The sequence below is a fragment of the Pseudovibrio sp. Ad26 genome, from assembly GCF_001623285.1.
Lineage (GTDB): Bacteria > Pseudomonadota > Alphaproteobacteria > Rhizobiales > Stappiaceae > Pseudovibrio > Pseudovibrio ascidiaceicola.
On the sequence record NZ_LMCE01000139.1, the window covers coordinates 1 to 619 of the forward strand.

Sequence of the window (619 nt, forward strand, 5' to 3'; positions counted from 1 at the left end):
ACTGCGAGCTCTCGTGGTGACAAATCTGGCTCGTCTAGCGCCATCTCGATAATCTGCGCTCTGATCTCATCGGGAATACGGTTCCAGACCCTGGATGGACGTGAGATACGGTCTTCAAGCGCTTCAACACCGCCTTCCAGATAGCGATCATACCAAACATAGAACGTTGAGCGTGGAATACCCAGCAGCTCCAACGTGCGCTTGATTGGCTGATGTGATCCTTCAACCAGCTGGATAATCTCCAACTTCTCGTGGGCGGGATATCTCATTCGTCGTCTCCCCCATCCTCGAGCATGCTTTTTTTAAGAAGCCGCAGTTCCAGAGCTTGTTCGGCGACCACCTCCTTGAGATTGCGTGCTTCTTTGCGCAGCACCTTGACTTCACCGGTGTTGGCCTGACGGGCGGTGTCACCGGCAAGTCGCTTCTTACCAGCTTCCAGAAACTCCTTCGACCAGCTGTAGTAAAGCCCCTGTGAGATGCCCTCTTGTCGGCACAACTCGGCAATACTGTCCTCACCGCGCAGTCCAGCCAGAACGATACGGATCTTGTCTTCAGTGGAATAGCGCTTTCGGGTCTTGCGCCGGATGTCTTTAACCGCCTTCTCAGCTGCAGCGCTGGC

General features: G+C 54.6%; 1 pseudogene. It reads right to left on the reverse strand.

The window, feature by feature from the left end:
* Window positions 1-619 (reverse strand): annotated as a pseudogene (locus PsAD26_RS29160) (helix-turn-helix domain-containing protein); the annotation flags it as partial.